The organism is Mesorhizobium sp. M7D.F.Ca.US.004.01.2.1 (assembly GCF_003997785.1).
Taxonomy (GTDB): Bacteria; Pseudomonadota; Alphaproteobacteria; order Rhizobiales; family Rhizobiaceae; genus Mesorhizobium; species Mesorhizobium loti.
Genome location: NZ_RZRQ01000092.1, coordinates 1 through 19,845 on the forward strand (window position 1 = coordinate 1; position 19,845 = coordinate 19,845).

19 protein-coding genes are annotated in these 19,845 nt (G+C 62.4%); 17 read left to right on the plus strand and 2 right to left on the minus strand.

What is annotated here, in order from left to right; all coding sequences use genetic code 11:
- Window positions 1–141 precede the first annotated feature (141 nt).
- The 9 genes from EN993_RS15135 to EN993_RS15180 all read left to right on the plus strand — a co-directional run bounded on the left by EN993_RS15135 (window position 142) and on the right by EN993_RS15180 (window position 9,713).
- Window positions 142–657 carry an ureidoglycolate lyase gene (locus EN993_RS15135; RefSeq protein WP_109669923.1) on the plus strand — a complete coding sequence of 172 codons (516 nt, stop codon included), beginning with the start codon at window positions 142–144 and terminating at the stop codon, window positions 655–657.
- On the plus strand, window positions 650–1,591 hold the full coding sequence (locus tag EN993_RS15140; RefSeq protein ID WP_127263917.1) for a carbohydrate kinase family protein: 942 nt from the start codon (window positions 650–652) through the stop codon (window positions 1,589–1,591). The genes EN993_RS15135 and EN993_RS15140 overlap by 8 nt, the downstream gene beginning before the upstream one ends.
- 696 nt (window positions 1,592–2,287) lie before the next feature.
- Window positions 2,288–2,488 (plus strand): hypothetical protein, encoded by a 201-nt coding sequence (locus tag EN993_RS15150; protein WP_127263919.1) that lies wholly within the window; start codon window positions 2,288–2,290, stop codon window positions 2,486–2,488.
- A 357-nt stretch (window positions 2,489–2,845) separates the two neighbouring features.
- A complete protein-coding gene (locus EN993_RS15155) occupies window positions 2,846–4,060 on the plus strand; it encodes a substrate-binding domain-containing protein (protein WP_127263921.1) in 1,215 nt (404 codons plus the stop codon).
- An 83-nt stretch (window positions 4,061–4,143) separates the two neighbouring features.
- A complete protein-coding gene (locus tag EN993_RS15160) occupies window positions 4,144–4,941 on the plus strand; it encodes a sugar isomerase domain-containing protein (RefSeq protein WP_127263923.1) in 798 nt (265 codons plus the stop codon).
- Window positions 4,942–4,973: 32 nt separating this feature from the next.
- Window positions 4,974–6,269 carry an FAD-dependent oxidoreductase gene (locus EN993_RS15165; RefSeq protein ID WP_127263925.1) on the plus strand — a complete coding sequence of 432 codons (1,296 nt, stop codon included), beginning with the start codon at window positions 4,974–4,976 and terminating at the stop codon, window positions 6,267–6,269.
- Window positions 6,266–7,789 carry a sugar ABC transporter ATP-binding protein gene (locus EN993_RS15170; RefSeq protein ID WP_127263927.1) on the plus strand — a complete coding sequence of 508 codons (1,524 nt, stop codon included), beginning with the start codon at window positions 6,266–6,268 and terminating at the stop codon, window positions 7,787–7,789. The genes EN993_RS15165 and EN993_RS15170 overlap by 4 nt, the downstream gene beginning before the upstream one ends.
- Window positions 7,786–8,754, plus strand: coding sequence for an ABC transporter permease (locus tag EN993_RS15175; protein ID WP_127263929.1), 969 nt, complete (start codon window positions 7,786–7,788; stop codon window positions 8,752–8,754). Before EN993_RS15170 ends, EN993_RS15175 begins: the two co-directional genes overlap by 4 nt.
- Entirely contained in the window at window positions 8,751–9,713 is a 963-nt protein-coding gene (locus EN993_RS15180) for an ABC transporter permease (RefSeq protein WP_127263931.1), read from the plus strand. Before EN993_RS15175 ends, EN993_RS15180 begins: the two co-directional genes overlap by 4 nt.
- Before the next feature lie 8 nt (window positions 9,714–9,721).
- Here EN993_RS15180 and EN993_RS15185 read toward each other — a convergent pair whose 3' ends face one another.
- Window positions 9,722–10,462 carry a GntR family transcriptional regulator gene (locus EN993_RS15185; RefSeq protein WP_127263933.1) on the minus strand — a complete coding sequence of 247 codons (741 nt, stop codon included), beginning with the start codon at window positions 10,460–10,462 and terminating at the stop codon, window positions 9,722–9,724.
- A gap of 80 nt (window positions 10,463–10,542) precedes the next feature.
- On the opposite strand from EN993_RS15185, the gene EN993_RS15190 reads away from it, so the two are divergent.
- The 8 genes from EN993_RS15190 (at window position 10,543) to EN993_RS15230 (ending at window position 18,838) form a co-directional block, all read left to right on the plus strand.
- A complete protein-coding gene (locus tag EN993_RS15190; protein ID WP_127263935.1) occupies window positions 10,543–12,063 on the plus strand; it encodes an FGGY family carbohydrate kinase in 1,521 nt (506 codons plus the stop codon).
- Complete coding sequence (locus EN993_RS15195; protein ID WP_127263937.1) at window positions 12,060–12,743, plus strand: creatininase family protein; 684 nt, start codon at window positions 12,060–12,062, stop codon at window positions 12,741–12,743. Before EN993_RS15190 ends, EN993_RS15195 begins: the two co-directional genes overlap by 4 nt.
- Window positions 12,744–13,888: 1,145 nt before the next feature.
- Window positions 13,889–14,671 carry an amino acid ABC transporter ATP-binding protein gene (locus EN993_RS15205; RefSeq protein ID WP_281040315.1) on the plus strand — a complete coding sequence of 261 codons (783 nt, stop codon included), beginning with the start codon at window positions 13,889–13,891 and terminating at the stop codon, window positions 14,669–14,671.
- Complete coding sequence (locus tag EN993_RS15210; protein ID WP_109669857.1) at window positions 14,668–15,312, plus strand: amino acid ABC transporter permease; 645 nt, start codon at window positions 14,668–14,670, stop codon at window positions 15,310–15,312. Before EN993_RS15205 ends, EN993_RS15210 begins: the two co-directional genes overlap by 4 nt.
- Window positions 15,312–15,974 (plus strand): amino acid ABC transporter permease, encoded by a 663-nt coding sequence (locus EN993_RS15215; protein ID WP_127263941.1) that lies wholly within the window; start codon window positions 15,312–15,314, stop codon window positions 15,972–15,974. Before EN993_RS15210 ends, EN993_RS15215 begins: the two co-directional genes overlap by 1 nt.
- Window positions 15,975–16,002: 28 nt before the next feature.
- Window positions 16,003–16,845 (plus strand): transporter substrate-binding domain-containing protein, encoded by an 843-nt coding sequence (locus EN993_RS15220; protein WP_127263943.1) that lies wholly within the window; start codon window positions 16,003–16,005, stop codon window positions 16,843–16,845.
- Window positions 16,846–16,927: 82 nt separating this feature from the next.
- Window positions 16,928–17,662, plus strand: a complete 735-nt coding sequence (locus EN993_RS15225) for an aspartate/glutamate racemase family protein (protein ID WP_109669855.1) — start codon at window positions 16,928–16,930, stop codon at window positions 17,660–17,662.
- Between the two features lie 42 nt (window positions 17,663–17,704).
- The gene (locus EN993_RS15230) at window positions 17,705–18,838 is read left to right on the plus strand and encodes an aldo/keto reductase (RefSeq protein ID WP_127263945.1); all 1,134 of its coding nucleotides are present in this window, start codon (window positions 17,705–17,707) and stop codon (window positions 18,836–18,838) included.
- A gap of 17 nt (window positions 18,839–18,855) precedes the next feature.
- Here EN993_RS15230 and EN993_RS15235 read toward each other — a convergent pair whose 3' ends face one another.
- Complete coding sequence (locus tag EN993_RS15235) at window positions 18,856–19,734, minus strand: LysR substrate-binding domain-containing protein (protein ID WP_245468837.1); 879 nt, start codon at window positions 19,732–19,734, stop codon at window positions 18,856–18,858.
- Between the last annotated feature and the right edge of the window lie 111 nt (window positions 19,735–19,845).

A 19,845-nucleotide genomic window follows, 5' to 3' on the forward strand; every position in this document is an offset into this window, starting at 1 on the left:
GCGCCAGCTGGTCGGCGGCAGTTTCTTCAAGGATAGTTATGTCGACACCGGCATCGTCGACGAGGATCATGTCCGCGAATTGATGGGTGTCGTCGCGGGCATTCGCCATCAGCCGGTGGCCGTGAGAGCGGGAGCGGGCACATGACGATCAGCATCAGCGCCATGCCGGTCCGCGAAGCGGATTTCTCCGCCTACGGAACGGTCCATTCGTTGGCGGCTCCCGGCACGCCTGCGAGCGAGGTAGGGCTGGTGCGTTCTTCGGGCCTCGGCTGGACGGACACCTACACAGCGGCGCCGCTGCTGAGCACCACTGGCAGCCTCGGTTACACGCTGGGCGAGGGCGGGCCGTTCGACACCGTCAAGATGGAGCGCCATCTCGACACGCAGGAAGCGCTGTTCTGTGCTGCCAAACCCATCGTGCTGGCGGTGGCCGCAGCTACGGAAGCAGCGCGACCAAAGGCCGGGGATATCCGCGCCTTTATCATTGAACCGGGCACGGTCGTGGTCATGCATAAGGGCACCTGGCACGATGCCTGCCGGGGCATCGACGAGCCGACGCATTACTACTGGATGGCGACGTGCGGCGGCGGCTCCGTCTGGGTCGATATCGAGGGCGGGCCGGTGCATGTGACAGCGGCGGGCCGCTTCGATGCCTGAGGCAAGAACCGCCTTCTTTATCGGGGATGTCGCTCTCGACGACTATTTCACCGCCGAGCGCTGGCCCGACATTGCCGACAAGGCCTTGGTCCGGGAGGCGAAGAGCTATGTTGGCGGTATGATCGCCAACGCGGCGAGCGTCCATGCCGGGCTTGGTGGGCGCACGGAATTCATCTCGCTGCTCAACGACAGCCAGTTGTCCGCGCGGCTGTGCATGGCGCTGAACGAGACCGGCGTTTCGACACGGCATATGCTGCATGATCCGTCGCTGGCGGATTCGCGCAACCTGATCTTCCTGGTCGGCGACGAGCATGTGGTTCTGATCATCGAGATGGGCAACCAGCCGATGCAGCTGACGCCCGAAGCGCTGGCCGGCCTGCGCACGCCCGGCTACCTCTATATGAGCCTTGGCCGCACGAAGCGGCTGCGGGCCGAGGGGCTGCAGGGTAGGGAACTGCTGGCGGATTTCCGCCGCCATGGCCGCAAGCTGATCCTCGATCTCGACGTCGACGGTTTTTCGACTGGCGATCTTGATTACCTGCACAGCGCGGATGTGCTGATCATGAACCAGATCGGCTTCGGCCACGCCTTCGGCGACATCGATCTCGCCGGCATGAATGCGTGGATGCGGAAGCATCAGGTCGGCACGGTCATCCGCACGCTGGCCGCCGCCGGCGCGGAGGCGTTCGATGGGCAAGGTCGCATCGAGGTCCGGGGCTACAAGGTTCCCGTCATCGACGTGACCGGCGCCGGTGACACGTTTGGCGGCGCGCTGACCTATGCGCTCGGCGAAAACCTCAGCGTGCCCGAGGCGCTGGAACTGGCAATCGCTGCCGCCTCGCGTGCGGTCGCAATCGAGGGGCCGCAAGGCGGCGTCGCCTCGCTGGAAACGATCAAGCGGTTCCGAGCGGAGTTCGCGCGGAAGCGGAGCTAGTCTAAAGCGTGTCGCGATTTAAGGGATTCAGGATTCCCATTGATTTGAGTTCGTGATTCATTGCGGTTGAAAGGGAACCGCGATGGGCAAGCCGCTACCGCTTGAGTTGCGTCGGCGTGTTGTTGTACGTCGATGAGGGACATGGTCACCGCGATGCAGCGCGCCACTTCCGCGTTTCGCCTCGCTTTGTGAACAATTCCAACGTGCTGCGGAAATCTGCTGGGCGGCGTTGCCGTTGCCCTGAAGGAGACCCGCGCCACTATCCGCGTGATCGGCGTCCAGTCCGATGGCGCGGCCGGCCTCCACGACAGTTTCCATGCCGGCCTTATTCTGTCCCGTCCCGTCAGGACCAATGCAGAATGTCTGGCGCAACGGCAGCCTGCGGACTTTGCGTTCGCCGTCGTAAAGGCGTTTGCTCTCGGCCCACATCCTGTCGGAACCCGGTTCCGCCGCCGGCCTTGCCGCGCTCGAACATCACCCACGCCTGGCGACGCAGGGCGGCCCAATCGTGATCGTCGTGACGGGCGCGAACGTGGATGCGGCTGCGTTGGCCCGCATACTCTCGACGCGCAATCGCTAGGGATGCCGCCGCAGTGGCGCCTTCACAACGGCGGTTGCCCCGCTTGATAGCGCTGACCGCCGTCCTGTGACGGCACAATCTTGAACACATTGCGAGGGACTGGACATGTCGAGGCAATGGAGCTGTACGCAACCATATCCCTCAACACGGGCCGGCTGTCCGCAATCGCGGAGCAACTTTGCCAGCACGCCAGCGGAGACGTGGAAACCGACGTGCAGGCTTGTCGCGCCGATTCCATGGAGGTGATGCGCGACATAACGCGCCTTGTCGCACTGATTGCTTTGGCCGGCACGACGCCGCCGAGGAAGCCGCACTGACCACGAGCTCACCAGGACGCCAGATCTGGCGGCGCATGCCGCGCTGAAACCGTTGGAACCTGCGGCTTACCAAGCAGGCCGATTCCTGGATGGCAACTGCGGGCGTCCCGATAACCCCTTGGACCTCTGCCCTCGCAAGAAGCTGGTTCTCAAACCAACCGGCATCCACGATCAAAGCGCAGGCGAAAGCCGTCGTCGCCGCAACGGGCGGTGACGAATATCTTTCTGCTGTGCGGATGATCGGTTCTCGCGCCATCCCGACTTGACCGGCAAAGCTCAATTCTGTAATTGGTTATGACAACCATACCAAATGCGGCGGAGAGGCTGCTGGATGGCTGACGACAGGGAGGAGATCACATGAACCGACATCTGCATTCGATCTTGAGAACAGCTTTTGTTGCCGGCAGCTTTTCCGTGCTGGCGAATGCGGCCATGGCCGCCGATGCCTGCCAGACCGACCAGCCCGGTGCATTGCCGGCGGATTCCAAGGCACTGCTGGAAAAGGAATTGCCTGCCGCCGCACAGGCCGGCTTCGAAGGCTATGGCAGCCCGGTGGTTGCCAGTCCCTTTATCAATTTCAAGCCGGCCAATGGAAAGCCGTGGACCATCGGCTACAGCAACTCGTTCTCAGGTAATGCCTGGCGGGCCGCGGCCTTGGCGCATCTCCAGGCCGATGTGGAGCAATACAAGAAACTCGGCCTCGTCAAGGATCTGATCGTCACCGACTCCAATGGCGACGTCACAACGCAGATCCAGCAGATGCGTTCGATGATCCAGAAGGGCGTCGATCTCATCATCTCGATCCCGGGTTCGCCGACCGCAATGAACGGCGTCATCGACGAGGCCGCACAGGCCGGCATTCCGGTCATCACGCTGGCCGCCCCGGTCACGACCGCCAATGCCATCAACGTCGACACCAATGGCTACCTGATCGGCAAGACGATGGCACTCGGGCTTGTCCAGTTGCTGAACGGCAAGGGCAGCATCCTGACCGTCGAAGGCATTCCCGGCACCTCGGGCAGCGAATTGATCAAGGCCGGCGGCCAGGCGGTGTTCAAGAATTGCCCAGACATCAAGATCGTCGCCGACCTTGTCGGCCAATGGTCCGAATCCGCGGCCCAGACTGCCGTGCTGCAGCAGCTCTCGACCAATCCGGCCGAGATCAACGGCGTCTGGCAGCAGGGCTCGATGTTCATGGGCGTGACCAAGGCGCTGGAACAGGCCGGCCGGGCAGCGGTTCCGGTCACTGTCGGCAACCCTAACCAGAATTCACTCGCCTACTGGCATGACAATGCACCCAAGGGCTACAAGACCGTCGGCTCGTCCAATGCACCGGGCGCGGGCATGGATCTGGTGTTCCAGACCGGCATGCGCGTGCTGACGGGGCAGGGCCTGAAGGTTTCCAATGTCGTCGTGCGGCCGCCGCTGATCACCGCCGACACGCTCGGCCAGTGGTACAAGCCGGACTTCACGGTCGACTCGACCGGCGTCGGCGAGCCGCCGGCCGGCACCTGGATGCCAGACAGCGTGCTCGACGGCTATTTCACCAACCCGGCCCCGCTGCCGCAATAAGCCTCCCAAGGCCAAAGCCGGCACAGTCGCCTCAGCGAGGCGACCGTGCCAACATCACCACATTTCAAGACCGAGCAGTCGCCATGTCGAAATCCTACCTCGCCAGCGCCATCGAGATCCTGCAGCAGGTCGAGGCGACGCAAAGCGACAAGATCAGGACCGCGGCAGGCTGGATCGCCGACGCCATCGAGGCCGACGGCCTGGCGCATTTCTTTGGCGCCGGCCATTCGCATATGGCTCTGGAAGAAGCCTTCCCGCGCAATGGCGGGCTGGTCGGGCTGCATCCGCTGTCCGAGCTCGCGTTGTCCTATTACACGCCGGTGATCGGCAATTCGGGCATCTACCAGATGCGCTATTTCCAGTCGGTGGAGGGCCTCGGCGAAGTCATCTGGAAGAATTACCGCTTCAAGCGGACCGACTGTTTCGTCGTCTACACCAACACCGGCGTCACCAAGGTCGCGCTCGACATTGCCGGCTTCGCCAAGACCGAAGGCATGCGCGTCATCGCGGTGACCTCGCTGCAGCACGCGGCCGCCACCGGGACCGATCACAAGGGCGGCAAGCGCCTGCATGAGATCGCCGACCTCGTTATTGACAATTGCTCGGTGGTTGGCGATGCGATGGTCGATATTCCGGGATCGGAAGACAAGGCCGGCGCCGGCTCAAGCATCACCAGCATCGCTATCACCAATGCGCTTTCGACCGAGGCGGCGCTGGAACTCGCCCGCCGGGGACACAGCCCCATGGTGCTGCCCAGCCCGTATTTCGAAGGCACGCCCGAGGGCAAGGCGCGCCGCGCCCGCGCCGAAAAGCGCTGGGACGAATGCATGGCCGAATATTCGCGCCGCTATGCCGGAATGTTCATCCGAGGCGACCGCTAGGCCGCCCCCATTTCTAAAGTTCTGGAGCCGATATGGAATACCAAGCCGATGTCGTGGTGGTTGGAGCCGGCAGCGCCGGCATGGTCGCCGCACTGGCCAGCGCCCGCAATGGCGCCAGCACGATCCTGCTCGAGCGTGGTGGCTTCCTCGGTGGCATAAGCACCGCTGTCCTCGACACGATGTACGCTTTCTACGCGCCGGGCGAAGCCCAAGAGAAGGTCGTGTCCGGCCTGCCCGGTGAAGTCGTAGCGCAGATGGAAAAATATGATGCGGTGTTGCGCCGACCGAACACCTTCGGCTCGGGGACCGGCATCACCTACAATCCCGAAACCCTGAAGCGCGTCTGGGACGATCTCGCCCGCGAGGCCGGCGTGCGCGTCTTCCTGCATACTTTCGTCACCGGTTCGATCAAGACAGGCCAGCGCGTGAGCGGCGTGCGCTTCGTCAACAAGGCCGGCGGTCACGAGGTGAAGGCCAAGATCGTTATCGACGCTTCGGGCGACGCCGATGTGGTCGCCGATGCCGGCGGTGATTTCGAGCTCGCCGGCCGCGACGGTGCCCAGCAGACGCTGTCCACCACCTTCCGCATGGCCAATGTCGGTGAGCGGGCGCTTTCCGTGAAGAAGGAAGAGCTGCATTCGCTGATGCGCGATGCCAACAGAAGCGGCCGCTTCAACCTGCCGCGCGAGGAAGGCAGCGTGCATCGCACCCCCGACAAGGGCATCATGGCGACGATCATGACCCGTGTTCCCGGCGTTGCCCCCGACGACATCGAGGGCATATCAAAGGCCGAGGCGGATGGCCGGACTCAGGCGCAGGAATATTTCCGCTTCCTCAAGGCGATGGTCCCCGGATACGAAGAGGCGGTGCTGATCGGGACTTCGCCCTGGATTGGCGTACGCGAGACCCGCCGTATCCTCGGCGACTATCAGCTGACCGGCGAGGACGTGCTGGCCGCGCGCCGTTTTGACGACGGCATCGCCCGCTGCGGCGCCCCGATCGAGGACCATCATGCCGGCCGCGACACGCGTTGGGCCTATATCCCGAATTCCGGCACCTACACCATTCCATTCCGCGCGCTGCTGCCGCGCAATCTGGACGGTATTGTCGTCGCCGGCCGGTGTCTGTCGTCGACCCACGATGCTCATGCCAGCGCTCGCTCGATCGGCACCTGCATGGCGATGGGCCAGGCTGCGGGCTCGGCCGCGGCCCTCGCGGCGGCCAAGCGCATCACGCCCCGGCATGTTCCAACCGCAGAGTTGCTTGACTTGCTCGACCGGCAAGGTGCTGATTTCGGGCAAGATAGATCCGCATCGTCAGCCGCATGAACGCAGCCGCAACGCAAATCGATCAGCCCCTGCTGCTCAAGGTCGAAGGCATCGCCAAGGCATTCGGCGAAACCCGCGCCCTGAAAGCCTGCAATCTGTCGATTCGGCCAGGCAGCATCCACGCGGTCATAGGCGAAAACGGCAGTGGCAAATCCACGCTGGTGAAGCTCTTGACCGGCGTGGTGCAGCCGGACGCCGGCACGATCCTGCTTTCCGGGCAAAGCAGCCTTCGCCTTTCGTCGCCGCGCGCCGCGCGTCAGGCGGGCATCGCCACAACCTTTCAGGAAATCCTCGTTCTTGAAGAACTGTCGCTGCTCGACAATCTCTGGCTCGGGCAGGACGATCTGTTCAGGGCGCGGATCACCTCGGCCAAGCGCCGCACCAAAGCCGCCGCGATCCTGTCGGAACTGCTTGGCGACGTTCTGCTCGATCTCGACGCAAAAGTCGCCGATCTCGACCTCGGCACGCGTCAGGCAGCGGTCATCGCGCGCTCGCTGCTGCTGCAGCCGAAGCTTCTGATCCTCGACGAGGCAACCGCTGCCCTCGACATCTCGACGCGCGACCGACTGTTCGCCGCCATTCGCCGCCGTGTCGACACCGGACTGTCGGTGCTGTTCATCACCCACAAGATGGACGAGATATCAGCCCTCTCTGACGAGGTGACGGTGCTGCGTTCGGGCGAGACGGTGGCGACATTGCCCATCGCCGAGGCGAACCCTGCGCGTTTGCTGGAACTGATGTCGGGCCGGCTGGAGGCGGTGCTGCGGCCTCGCGAAACCGGTACAGCGACCGGCACTGTTCGGCTGACCGCATCCGGCATCGGGCTCGCGATCCATGCCAACCCCGTCGATCTGCTGGTCCGGTCCGGTGAAATCCTCGGCCTCGCAGGCCTCGAGGGCCACGGCGCCGATCTGTTCGCACAGATCGTCGGTGGTGTGCGCACGCCGTTGGCCGGCGCCGTTCGCGGCGAGACCGGGGACGTGATTCGCGGTCAGGCCGATTTCGTCGGTCACGGCGTCGCCTACGTGCCGCGCGACCGCAAACTGGAAGGCATCTTCGCGCCGCTATCGATCGCCGATAATTTCTCGATTTCGACACTCGACCGCTACACGCGTTTCGGGCTCGTCGACGAGGCCAGGGTGGCGGCGGAACGCGCACCGTTGTTTGCGCGGCTGGGCGTCAAGTTCGGCGCGCTTGGCCATGCCATCACCAGCCTCAGCGGCGGCAACCAGCAGAAGGTGATACTGGCGCGCACGCTGGCGCAGAAGCCGCGCGTGTTGGTGCTCAACGATCCGACACGCGGCGTCGATCTGGCGACCAAGCAGGATATCTACGCGTTGCTTCTGGAGCAGGCAGCGGCCGGGATTTCGGTGGTCATTCATTCGACCGAAATCGAGGAGCTGCTGGCGCTGTGCCACCGCGTGGCGATCTTCCACAATGCCACCCTATACAGCGTTCTCGACCGCGACGGTCTCACACGCGAGACTTTGATCGCCGGCCTGTTCGGACGTGAACCATGAGCGGCAGGGCCTCGAAAATCTGGCGCGATCCGACTGTCTTTGCCGGGCTGCTGTTTACCGTCCTGCTGATCGCCAGCATTGCGCAAGATCCGATCATCCTATCGCCACGCTTTCTCGCCGGCTCGGTTAGTGTCGCCATGCCGCTGCTGATCGGTGCCATGGCCGTCACCCCTGCCATCTTATCGGGCGGCGGCGGCATGGACCTTTCGGTCGGACCGCTGATGGGCTTCATCAACGTGCTGGTCGTCACCGCCCTGATCCCCGCCGGTCTTGGCGATTGGTGGAGTGCCGTGCCGCTGCTGCTGGCGGTTGGCCTCGCGGTTGGCGCCGCCAATGGCTGGCTGGTCGCGGTGGTGCGGCTGCAACCGATCGTGGCGACGCTCGGCACCTATCTTGTGCTCGCCGGCGTCAATCTCTGGCTGCTGCCCAGTCCGCTCGGGCCGGTGCCGCCGTGGTTTGCCGCGCTGTCGCGTTCGATCAGCGGTGTTCCCGGTCCGCTGCTGTTCGTCGTGGGCCCCGTTCTGGTCTGGTTCCTGCTCGGCCGCACGCCCTTCCTGAAGACGCTGCTTGCCGTCGGCGGTGACGATCGCGTCGCCTATTCGGCCGGTATCGACGTAACGCGCGTGCGCATCATCGCCTATGCGCTGTGCGGATTGTTTTCGGCCTGCGCCGGCATTGCGCTGACCTCGCTGATCCAGTCTGCAGATGCCAATGTCGGCGCTCCCTTCACCTTGCAGGTCATCACGGCGGCGGCCCTGGGCGGCATCAGCTTGGCGGGCGGTCGCGGCAGCATGTGGGGCAGCGCCTTCGGTGCGTTGTCGCTATTCCTGATCCAGAACCTGCTCACCAACTACGGCGTCTCGGTGTTCTGGCAGCAGGTCGTGTTCGGCCTGACACTGATCGCAGCTTTGATCCTCAACGCGGGACTGACGCGATTTTCGAACAGTCGGGGAGGCGCGCGATGATCAGCTTCTGGCATAGCTTCAAGCAGACACTGTGGCCGCAGGTGGTGGCACTGGTCGCACTCTATGCCATCGGCATGCTGACCATCAGCGGCTTCGGCGGCTGGCGCAGCATCCTGGCCATGCTGGTGCTGGCCTCCTTCATAGGCATTGCCGCCGCCGGTCAGACAGCGGTCGCGTTGCTCGGCGGCATCGACCTTGCCATTCCCGGTTTCATCGCCTTCGCCAATGTCGCGACAGCCGAGTTTACCGGCAATGGCTGGCCGTTCCCAGTCACAGCTTTGGCCATCCTGCTGGTCAGCGCCGTCCTCGGGGCCTTGAACGGATTTGCGTCACGTGCGCTGAAGCTCAATCCGCTCATCGTCACGCTGGGCGTCAGCGCTGTGATCATGGGCGCCATACTGGCGTGGACGGGCGGGCAGCCGACCGGATACGCCCCGAAATGGCTCAACCAGTTCGTCGCACCGTCGGGCACCACCTTTGGCCTGCCAATCCCGCCTGTTCTCGTTTTCTGGGCCGTGCTGTCGCTGGGTATGATCGTCATCCTGCGTCGCACCCCGTTCGGCAAACGCATCTATGCCAGTGGCGCCAGCCTGCCGGCGGCGCGGTTGGCGCAGGTCCCAACGATCCGGGTCTGGGTGTTGACTTTCGCACTGAGCGCCGTACTCGCCGCCGTCACCGGCATCCTGCTCGCCGGCTTCAGCACGCAAGGCGATCCGCGCATTTCGACGCCCTATCTGTTCAACACCATTGCCAGCGTCGTCATTGGCGGCACCTCATTGATCGGTGCGCGGGGCGGCTATGGCCGCACCATCCTCGGCGCCATCATCCTGACCGAGATCACCACGGTCCTGGTCGCCAACAATTTCAGCGCCGCGATCCAGCAGGCTCTGCTTGGCGTGGTTATCCTGCTTGTGGTGGCGACATACGGGCGTGAACAGTCCGTGGCGGCACGCCTATGATCAGGCACTCAATTGGTGTGGAGACTGGCGCGCTGGTCGGCCCACAGTTCAAGCCACAATTGGCAGCGATCGCCCCTGATAAGCGCACCCGACGCCTCGACCGCGACATTGCGGTTGTCGAAGGTAGTTCGGGTCAGACGCATCGCGGGCTGCTCTACGCCGACGTCGAGCAATGCGGCCTGTTCGCGGGTGATCAGCACCGGCGCCAACGTTTCGCGGGCGCGTACAAGCTGGGTACCGTATTCTCTCGCCAGCACGTCGTAGAGCGAGCGCGCGCCGAAATCGTAGCGGTCGAGACCAGGATAGCGGCTGCTGATCAAGGTAGAGGTCTCCAGGGCATAGGGGTCACCGTCGACAAAGCGCAGCCGTTCGAGCCGCAGCACCTCGTCGGCCAGGTCACAGCCGAGCGCGGCCGCCTCGGCGCGGTCGGGCGTCGTCAGCTTCCTGCTGATGACGCGTGTCGACACGAGCCGGCCGTCGGCCTTCAGCGCCTCGGAAATGCTGAAGAAGCCGAGCAGCGAGGATTCGATCGCCGCCTTGGCGACGAACGTGCCTTGCCCCTGGTTGCGGACCACGAGCTTGCGCGAGGAAAGCTCCGCCAGCGCCTGTCTAGCGGTGATACGGCTGACGCCATAAATCTCGCAAAGCTCGCGTTCGGGCGGCAACTGGTGCCCCGGCGGGAAGTCACCGGATTGGATCTTTGCTTCCAGAAGCCGGGCAATTCGTTTGTAGTTGGGCTCGCTGGCCAATCCAAAAGCCTCTCGAATCTACCTTGTGGTCATGACATTATGACACCGCTGAACTTTTTGCCAGCGGCAGGGAGGGTTTCGTGAGTGTTTCGCCGGCGGTGTTGGGGCTTGACCTGGGCACCCAGTCGACCAAGGCAGCTCTGGTTGCGCTTGACGGGCGCCCGCTCGGTTCGCACGCGGTCGCCGTCGATTTCCAGCGGCCACAGCCAGGATGGGGCGAGCAGTCGCCCGACCTGCTGTTGCAATCGGCCTTGACTGCCATCAAAGCGCTGACAGACCGCTTTCCGCAGACCGACATCATTGGCGTTGGCATTGCAGCGCAGATGGGCGGCGTCATCGGTGTCGCCGAGAATTTCGAAGCTGTCACCCCGCACGAAATGTGGCTCGACACCAGGGCCGATGCTGACAGAGAGGAACTGCTGGCCGCCCATGGCCCGGAGATTCTGGCCAAGAACGGCATCATTCCGTTCGTCACGCCGCGTGTCAGGCGATGGCTCCGACTCGACCCCGATCTGGAAAAGCGGCTGGTGCGCGTCGTGGCGCCTGCCGGCTATCTGGTTGGCAGGCTGACCGGCGCAGCGGCGCATGAAGCTGTGTGCGACCGCACGCAAGCCAATCTGTTCGGCTGCTTCGACGTCGCGGCCAACAAATGGGATGTTGACCTTGCCGAGCGCTGCGGCCTGCCGGCGCGTCTGCTTCCCCGCATCGCCGATCCGTTCGAGATCGCCGGTCGCATCTCGGCTGAAATCGCCGCGCTTTGCGGCCTCACGGCCGGCACGCCGGTGGCTGCCGGCATGGGCGACGGCACGGGCGGCTGGCTGGCGGCCGGCGGCGTCGAACCCGGCATCTGTATCGACACCAGCGGCTCGTCGGCGCATTTCGCGGTCACCGTCGACCGTTTCGTCACCGATCCGGACGGGCTGTTGTCATGCATGCCCTCGGCAGCACCGGGGCGGTTCTATCTGCTTGGCTTCACCACCAGCACTGGCCTTGCCCACCGCTGGCTGCGCGAGACGTTCGGCAAGTCCTATGAGGAGCTTGAAGTGCTGGCCGCGCAAACGCCGCGCGGCAGCAACGGCATATTGGCCGTGCCGCATTTCAATGGCAGGGTCAGTCCCTTCGAGGCCTCGATCAAGGGCGCCTTCATCGGCTTCGACGACAAGACCGGGCCTGGCGATTTCTATCGCGCTTTGCTGGAAGCAAGTGCTTTTGAACTGAATGGCTGGCTCAGTGCGGCGCGCCGGCTGGCACCCGATGTCGCGCTGTCGACGGTGGTCAATGTCGGCGGAGGCGCGCGCAACGGGCTGTGGAACCGCATCAAGGCCGATGTGACAGGGCTCAGCCTGTGGACCGCACAGTCCGAGGTCAACGCGGCGCGTGGCGCCGCCCTTGCCGCCAGCATCGCCGTCGGAGCGACCGGGCTTGCGGACACAAAATGGTTTTCGCCTGATTATCTCGCTGTCGAGCGTTTCGACTCTGACGCCGCTGGCCACGCAGCCTACGCGCCGTCCAGCGAGAGCTACCAAACCCTAACCGAACAGCTTCTGCCCGTTTATCGCACCTTGCAGAAGCTGCGCCAGGCCAAGAGAGAACCGTCATGATCGAATGGAGCAAGCTCACCGACCCCGAAATCGGCGCCCTCGACCGCAACCTTCCGGTGATCCTGCCAGTGGGGCTCATCGAGGCCCACGGCGCCCATCTGGAAAGCGGTTTCGACACCTATTCGGCCGAGTATTTCTCGCGCCGGCTGTGCCAGGAGACCGGCGCCATCCTGCTGCCGGCCATTCCTTACGGTTTCGCCGACACGAACTGGGAGTACGTCAGCACGCTCGGCGTCAAGGCCGAGACGCTCGGCATGGTGATAGGCGACATCTGCATGCTGCTTTGCCACCATGGTTTCAAGAAGATCATCGTCTTGTCTGGCCATGGCGGCAACGGCATCGGTGCCACGCTCGGCTTCCAGCGCGCCTGGGAGAAATACCCCGACATGCAGCCGGCGCACTGGTGCTATTTCCTGACCGGCGGCGTGCCGATGAGCCATGCAGACGAGAAAGAGACTTCGCTGGCAATCGCCATAGGCGGCCTCGTTCACATGGAGCGCGCCGAGGATTTTGTGCTGAAGAAGCCATGGCACGAGGCCTATTCGCGCAAGTCGCTGGCCCCACACAGCGGTGGCATGAACGGCAAGGCGACACTGGCGACGAAGGAGATGGGCGAGGACATCCTCAACCGCATCATGCCGGTGCTGGTCGACAAGTTGAAGGCCATCATCGCCGGGTAGGAGTCCCTGCGGTGCTGAAACGAGCCGACCTGGAGCGAGGCGCCGCAGGAGTCGAAAGTGGCTTCAGGACGCCGGTTTTGCATGGGCCTGCAGCGCGAGCGCAACCGCGAGGGATGGAAGCCGACCTTCCAGTGAAGCGATGAACCGCCGGGTTTTTGGAACATTAGCACTTTCAGATTAGTTCAGTTCGTGCTCGGATGTTGTCACTGGCATCCGGCGCAGGCTGGGTAGGTCAAAGCCTCAGCCGGCCCGCGTCACTGGTCCCTTCATGGCGCGGGCTTTGATCGACCAGGGAAACAAACAAGCCAGCCGCGACTTACCGGTGCCAAGCCTGACGGTCCTTGTGATCCACGGTCTGCTTGGTGCAAGGGAAAATCATCATCGACCATCTGGAGAACGCGACCATCGACGGTGAAATCGTGTACTCAACGAGGCCGGTCAGAGGGGGCGACGGAGCCGCGCATTTCCCAACGGTGACGCCTGGGCTTGGAACAGGTTTATCGGATCGGATGAGGAGACCCAGACGCAAATCCCGTAGGCCTTCACCAAAGAGATCAACAGAGCAGTTGGAATAGACAAACGGTGCATGGCTGGGCTGGGCCTCTTTGTTGCAGACCTTCGACCGGCGGCGGGGGCAACGGGTTCCGCGTCGCCGCCAAACCAGAAGATGTTGCGGCAGCCTGTGAGGGAGCAACCGAAGCGGCATCGAATCGATGCCTGAAGAAGGCTTGTCCTGTGTTGAGAGCGAACGCAGCCTTCTCGCAGTTACACGAGAAGCCAGCCGCTCCGTGCTTGCCGAAGAATTGACAATGAAGCCATCCATAACTCCAGGGTATGGACATCTCCACTTTATTTGCACTGATCCTGGCGATCGCCGTCATCTAAGGTGACCCTAATAATAAGGGAACTGCCTGGGTCAAGACCGCTGGGTCGGGGCGAGCGGGCCAGCGTTGGGCGCTATTGCCGACCTGACTTGACTGCGTCGAACAACCCGCCGTGAGCCAAGGTATATGTCTTCTAGGTAGCAGGTGGCTTCCGGACGTAGGAATCCGATGGGCGGAGCTGGCTACTGTGTCCAGGGCGAAGGACCAAATATGACGGATCGAGGATACGAGAAGTCTGGAGCAGGTGCAAATGTCGTGCGCCTGGTCGAGGGGCCTGCCATCGCCGGCGCGCCGAAGCGCCCCTTGATCCAGCTTGACAACCTTAGCAAGCGCTATGGCGGCCATACAGTCCTCGAGGGCATTGATCTCGAGGTTATGTCTGGAGAGGTCGTTGCCATTATAGGGCCGAGCGGCTCCGGCAAGAGCACGCTGCTCCGTTGCATCAACTATCTTGAACCGCCGGATGGTGGCCTTGTCACCATCGGCGACATCACCCTCAGCGCCGCGATACCAGCTTCTTCGACCGAGCTTGCGAGGTTGCGCCGCTCCGTTGGTATGGTGTTCCAGTCATTCAATCTCTTTCCCCATATGACGGTGCTCAGAAACATCAGCCTCGCGCAGGAGCGAGTGCTCGGGCGTAGCCGCAAGGAAGCTGAAGAGCGCTCGATGCAGCTGCTGAAACGCGTTGGACTTGGGGACAAAGCCGGGCAATATCCCGCCCGCTGCTCCGGCGGCCAGCAGCAGCGTGTCGCGATCGCCAGATCGCTGGCACTCGACCCTCAAGTTATGCTCTTCGACGAACCGACGTCGGCGCTCGACCCGGAACTTGGTCTCGAAGTGCTGGCAGTCATGCGCGAGCTTGCCGAGACCGGCATGACGATGATCGTTGTCACTCACGAGATGAGCTTTGCTGAAAACGTGTCCGACACGGTCATGATCATGGCCGATGGCAGGATCGTCGAAAAAGGTCCCTCCACTGAGGTCATGCGCAATCCGCAGCACGAGCGCACGAAACGGTTCCTTCGTGCGGTTCACGACCGATGAGTGCCGCCGACCTGTTGCCGATCCTGCGCGGTTTGCCCTGGACGCTCGGCCTGACCCTTGGGGCCTTCCTGATCGGCGCGCTTCTCGGAATGCCGCTTCTCGCCGCCCGCCAGAGCCGCTCGGTACCACTGCGGGGGCTTTCAATGACAATCATCCAGATCGTGCGTGGCATCCCGCCAATCCTGTGGCTGTTTATCGTCTTCTTCGGCCTTGGAACGGGCTATCTTCCGATCAGCCCATTCGGCGCGGCAGTCGCCAGCCTCGGCCTGATCTCTGCCGCCAACATGGCGGAAATCTATCGTGGAGCGCTTGCCTCAATCCATCCTGGCCAATGGGAAGCCTCTTCCGCCCTCAATCTCGGACGCTGGTCTACTCTCGTCGATATCGTCGCGCCACAGACGTTTCGCGTCGCACTCCCCTCCGCGGCGAGCTACCTTATTGGCCTGATGAAAGAAACCGCGGTCGCCTCCACCATCGGCGTCACCGAACTCACCTTTTACGGCAATCAGCAGTCGCAGCTGACTTTCCGCGGTCTGGAAGTCTTCGCCGTGGTCGGTCTGATCTATGTGCTGATCAGTCTGCCGGTCGCATGGCTTTCCCGTATTGCTGACAGCTATCTGCAGGCGAAGGTGGCCCGCTGATGTTCCCGTCCTCCGATGAACTTGCGGCTTGGATGCCGGACCTGCTTGCCGGCCTGTCGATAAGCCTGCAAGTCACGACCTTCAGCCTGTTGTTCGGCATTCCCTTTGGGCTCTTGCTCGCCCTTGGCGTACTGGCGAAGAGGAAGTCCGTGAAAGCTGCTTCGCTGTTCCTCGTGGAGGTCGGCCGCGGCGCACCGGCGCTTGTGTTGCTGCAGTTCATCTACTTTGGATTGCCATCCGCCGGCCTGGCGCTGGAATCCTTTGCGGCTGCTGTCATAGCGCTCACCTGGAACACCGGCGCCTATACCAGCGAGATCATCCGCGCCAGCCTGCAGTCCATCCCGGACGGCCAGCGCGAGGCCGCTCTGTCGATAGGGCTCAATCGGCTCGACACGCTGCGGTACGTCTTGTTGCCGCAAGGCTTGCGCGTCGCGCTTCCCGCACTCCTTGGTTTCTCCATCTTGATCTTTCAGGGGACGTCGCTCTGCTTCACGATTGCTCTGCCGGAGCTCGTCAGCCGCGCCTACGAAATTGGATCGAACACATTCCGCTACTTTCCGGTGCTGCTCACAGCCGGCGCCCTCTACGCCTTCATCTCCATCCCCGCCGCCCTGATCGTCAGCTATCTCGAAAGGCGGGCGGGTTCGTATGCTCTTCGCTAGATCTTCACAAGGAAAGGATCCTACCAGCATGGCCTACTCACTGAAGAACGCAGTCCGCCTTTTTCTCACCGGCATCACAGGTACCCTTGCCTTCGGCCAGGCAGCCTTCGCTCAGGACTGCACGCCAAAGCACAAGTTCGCGACGGTTTCGACAGGCTCATTGACCGTTGCCGTCACCACCCTGGTTCCCCACTCCTACCTCGAAGCGAATGGCAACTTGAAGGGTATTGATGGCGATATCGCCAACGAGTTCGCCAAGCGGGAATGCCTGACCGTCAAGGCGATTGCTGTCGATCCGGCGGCCGCCATTCAATACGTCCTTTCAGGACAGGCCGACATAACTGTCGGTGATTGGTATCGCACCGCTGAGCGCGCAAAAGTCATGAACCTCTCTGGTCCTCTCTATACCGATCAGATGGGCATCTATTCGAAAGAGGGCCTGACGAAGCTTGCCGATCTGGGCGAAAAGCGTGTCGGTACCGTGCAGGGCTACCTCTGGGTCAGCGACCTGAAGGCGATGCTCGGCTCCAAGCTCAAGCTCTATCCGAACTCGGTGAACTTGCAGCAGGACCTCCTGTCAGGCCGCATCGACGTTGCCTTCGATGGCTACTCGACCGGTGTCGTCGCGCAAAAGAGCGGCGCTCTGAAGGATATCCAGGTCAAGGTCACAGTTCCGGACGAACGCGTGAAGGCGACGAAAGAGGCAGCTCAGGCGGCTTTCCCCTATGCTTCCGCCGCCAAGGATTTCGGTGCCGCGCTCGACGCTGACATCGAAGCCATGCATGCCGACGGAACGATCGTGACGATTATCAAGTCCTATGGCCTGGACGGTACGGCTGCCGACACGGGTGCGCCGCGTCTCATCCACTGAGAAATAAATCTGGGTCAAATCTTCCGCCCCGCTTTTGGCGGGGCGGAAAACTCGAAACAAGAAGAATTGCGGAGACAAAACGATGGCTGTCCACTCAGTCACTCGCAAGACCCAGTCGTGGTATGGTGAATCGATCGGCATTCTAATTCTTGATGCTGCCTATCCATGCGTACCAGGCAATGTTGGCAACGCGACGACCTATCAATTTCCGGTCCGCTACCAGGAAGTGCGAGGCGCCACAAGCGAGCGGCTCATAAACCAGCGCGACCCCGCGCTGTGCGAGGTTTTCGTGGAGGCTGCCCTGGAATTGCAGAGCCGTGGTGTCAAAGCGATCACCGGCGCGTGTGGGTTCATGGCATACTTCCAGAGGGAAGTAGCCGCTGCCGTCGACATTCCGGTTTTTCTCTCAAGCATCATGCAGGTTCCCTTCATGCACGCGTTCTCTGGCGGCACCGTCGGCATTATCGCCGCCAATGGAGCTTGTCTGACGCCCCATCATTTCGAGTCATGCAACGTTCCGGGCAACATCCCGATAGCGGTTGCCGGCATGGAAGCGCAGACCGAATTCCGTGAGGCGATCCTTGATGAGAAAGGCACGCTCGATTCCGCCGCGATCGAACGCGAGGTCACCGAAGTTGCCCGCAAGCTCGTGAAGGACAACCCCGATGTTCGCTCGATCCTGCTCGAATGCAGCGATCTGCCGCCCTACGCTCACGCGGTTCAGGCGGCAACCGGGCGCCCGGTCTTCGATTTCATCACCATGATCAACCACGTGCAGCAGAGTGTCACCCGCAAGGCCTACTCCGGCCACATGTAAGAACAAGCAAGATCGGCCGGACGCCAAACAGGAATGCCATCCATGTCTGCTGATCACTACTATCTCCTCGGCCGTTCGGGCTTGCGGGTGAGCCGTATCGCGCTTGGAACGATGACCTTCGGCAATGGTGGCATACGCGGTCTCGGCGGCTCCTGGGGGTCCGATGAGACCGCCGCACGTGCGATCTTCGATCGATACCTCGATTGCGGCGGCAATTTCATCGACACAGCCGATTCCTACGCAGCAGGCATGAGCGAAACGCTGGTCGGCAAATTCGTGAGCGAAGCAGCTGCGCGCGATCGCGTGGTCATCACCACCAAGTTCTCGAACTGCCTTGAACCAGGCAACCCGAACGCAGGTGGCAACGGCCGCAAGAACCTGATGCGCGCCGTCGATGCCTCGCTGCGCCGATTGAAGACCGACTATATCGACCTGTTTCTCCTGCACACTTGGGATCGTATGACTCCGGTCGAGGAAGTCATGCGGTCCTTCGACGATCTGGTACGGGCCGGTAAGATCCGCTACGCCGGGCTCTCCGACGTGCCGGGCTGGTATGCGGCGCGCGCCCAGACCTGGGCGGAAGCACATGCTCTGACGCCGCTGATCAGCTTACAACTTCCCTATTCACTTGCGGAGCGTAGCATCGAGAACGAGTTCGTGCCGCTAGCGCAGGCGCTGGGCCTTGGCATCACCGCCTGGAGCCCGCTCGCCATGGGTCTGCTTTCCGGCAAGTATCATACTGGCCGGCAGACTCCCGGGCGTCTTGCCCTCGATGCCTCCGGCAACGGTCTTGGCTTCTTCACCGAACGCAACGTTCGGATCGTGGAAGTCCTCAAACAGGTCTCGACTGAAATAGGCCGTAGCATGGCACAGGTGGCACTGAACTGGGTGGTCGCCCGTCCGGGTATAGGTGCCGCCATTATCGGAGCAAGCCGTATCGGGCAGCTTGACGACAACCTATCATCGCTCGACTTTGAGATCCCCGAACCGTTGCGCAAGCAACTCGACGCGGCCAGTGCCGTCGAGCCTGTCTATCCCTATTCGCTTTTCGCCGATGACTATCAGGCAGGCATCCTCAACGCCGGCGCGTCAGTCGGCGACAAGCCCCGCGGTTACTACAGCGAGACCTTTCTGCCGAAGGTTTCCGACTATGTGATCGGTCGGCCGAAGAGTTGACCGGTTCGGCAAATAAGCTAGGTGGCAATCAAGGCGTCGGCATCCTGCTCAAGAAGCCAATCACGGAACAGCTCCGCGCCCCGCTTCGGGGGACGCTGTGCCGGCATGACGATATGGATGCTTTGGCCGGACCGATAGTTCAAGCGAATTGGGCAAACAAGCCGCCCCGCCCGGATATGGTCGTGCACCAGATGCTTCCACCCAAGTGCGACCCCCTGTCCAAGCACAGCTGCCTCAATTGTGCTCAGGGCGTCAGTGAAGACGAAGCCCTGCGTTAGCCTGGTGACGGGGACATCGTTGCGCTCCAACCATTCCCGCCAGCCCATACGTGAACGGTGGCGCTCCTCGCAATGCAGCAGCGCGTGATTGACGAGTTCGACCGGCAGATGGATCGGTCCATGCTCCTTGAGATAAGCCGGGCTACATACCGGCCCTACCTCTTCAGTTGCAAAATGCCAGGCATGGACCCCTGGCCATTTGCCAGTGCCAAGCCGCGCCGACAGATCAATATCCTCCTCCATGAGGTCCTGATCGTCGCGACCGCTTTCCTCGATGCGAAGGGCGACATCCGGATATTGCGCCTTGAAATCATTCAATCGTGGCAGCAGCCATAGCTGCACGAAAGAAGCGGAGAAAGAAACGCGGACGATATCCTTCGAATGCTTCTGCCTGAGCGCTGAGATCACCATGTGCAGGTGGTCGAACGCCTCCTGCGTTTCCTTATAGAGCCGCCGGCCTTCGGCAGTGAGTTCCAGGCGTGCATGCTCGCGCCGGAAAAGCTTCAGTCCAGTTGCATCCTCCAAGAGCCGAATCGTCTTGCTTACAGCAGGCTGACTTATGTTCAACTCTTCGGCGGCCGCCGTAAAACTCTGCCGTCGGGCGGCGGCTTCGAACACGAAAAGATAGTTGGCCGAAGGCACGAGGGACCGAAGTCGATGCATAAATCCAGGTTATGCCTCGGGGCATTTTTTAGCAAGATCACAAGCACCGTCGGGCTTTGTAAGGTG

Coding starts and splice junctions, on each gene's coding strand:
- EN993_RS15220 (WP_127263943.1), top strand. CDS start 16,003: ATGGCCTACTCACTGAAGAACGCAGTCCGCCTTTTTCTCACCGGCATC.
- EN993_RS15210 (WP_109669857.1), top strand. CDS start 14,668: ATGAGTGCCGCCGACCTGTTGCCGATCCTGCGCGGTTTGCCCTGGACG.
- EN993_RS15180 (WP_127263931.1), top strand. CDS start 8,751: ATGATCAGCTTCTGGCATAGCTTCAAGCAGACACTGTGGCCGCAGGTG.
- EN993_RS15215 (WP_127263941.1), top strand. CDS start 15,312: ATGTTCCCGTCCTCCGATGAACTTGCGGCTTGGATGCCGGACCTGCTT.
- EN993_RS15175 (WP_127263929.1), top strand. CDS start 7,786: ATGAGCGGCAGGGCCTCGAAAATCTGGCGCGATCCGACTGTCTTTGCC.
- EN993_RS15195 (WP_127263937.1), top strand. CDS start 12,060: ATGATCGAATGGAGCAAGCTCACCGACCCCGAAATCGGCGCCCTCGAC.
- EN993_RS15135 (WP_109669923.1), top strand. CDS start 142: ATGACGATCAGCATCAGCGCCATGCCGGTCCGCGAAGCGGATTTCTCC.
- EN993_RS15225 (WP_109669855.1), top strand. CDS start 16,928: ATGGCTGTCCACTCAGTCACTCGCAAGACCCAGTCGTGGTATGGTGAA.
- EN993_RS15140 (WP_127263917.1), top strand. CDS start 650: ATGCCTGAGGCAAGAACCGCCTTCTTTATCGGGGATGTCGCTCTCGAC.
- EN993_RS15155 (WP_127263921.1), top strand. CDS start 2,846: ATGAACCGACATCTGCATTCGATCTTGAGAACAGCTTTTGTTGCCGGC.
- EN993_RS15160 (WP_127263923.1), top strand. CDS start 4,144: ATGTCGAAATCCTACCTCGCCAGCGCCATCGAGATCCTGCAGCAGGTC.
- EN993_RS15170 (WP_127263927.1), top strand. CDS start 6,266: ATGAACGCAGCCGCAACGCAAATCGATCAGCCCCTGCTGCTCAAGGTC.
- EN993_RS15230 (WP_127263945.1), top strand. CDS start 17,705: ATGTCTGCTGATCACTACTATCTCCTCGGCCGTTCGGGCTTGCGGGTG.
- EN993_RS15150 (WP_127263919.1), top strand. CDS start 2,288: ATGGAGCTGTACGCAACCATATCCCTCAACACGGGCCGGCTGTCCGCA.
- EN993_RS15165 (WP_127263925.1), top strand. CDS start 4,974: ATGGAATACCAAGCCGATGTCGTGGTGGTTGGAGCCGGCAGCGCCGGC.